General features: G+C 65.3%; 1 protein-coding gene. It reads right to left on the bottom strand.

Features of this window, described 5'->3' with window-relative positions:
- A partial coding sequence (locus tag G1E_RS29885) for a beta-eliminating lyase-related protein (protein WP_371259959.1) occupies nucleotides 1-467 on the bottom strand: 467 nt, incomplete at both ends.

Genomic DNA, 467 nt, shown 5'->3' with positions numbered 1-467 from the left:
CCTGGGCATTGAGGTTGGCGCCGTCCATGTACACCTGGCCGCCGTGCTGGTGCACCACGTCACAGATTTCGCGAATGCCCTCTTCGTACACGCCGTGGGTTGAGGGGTAGGTGATCATCAGGCACGACAGGCGCTCACCGGCTGCACCGGCCTTGGCCTTGAGGTCTGCCAGGTCGACGTTGCCGCCCTGATCGCAATCGACTATCACCACCTCCATGCCGGCCATCTGTGCCGACGCCGGGTTGGTGCCGTGGGCCGACGACGGGATCAGGCACAAGGTACGCTGCGGTTGCTGGCAGCTGCGGTGGTAGCGGGTAATCGCCATCAGGCCAGCGTACTCACCCTGGGCCCCGGAGTTGGGCTGCATGCAGATGGCATCGAAGCCGGTAATGGTGCACAGCCAGCTTTCCAGCTCGTCGATCATCGCCTTGTACCCGACGGCCTGCCCCGCCGGGGCGAACGGGTGC

Origin of the sequence: Pseudomonas sp. TJI-51, assembly GCF_000190455.2 — a bacterium.
GTDB classification, from domain to species: domain Bacteria; phylum Pseudomonadota; class Gammaproteobacteria; order Pseudomonadales; family Pseudomonadaceae; genus Aquipseudomonas; species Aquipseudomonas juntendi.
The sequence above is the reverse complement of the archived record's forward strand: the minus strand, read 5'-3'. Positions and strand labels throughout refer to the sequence as shown.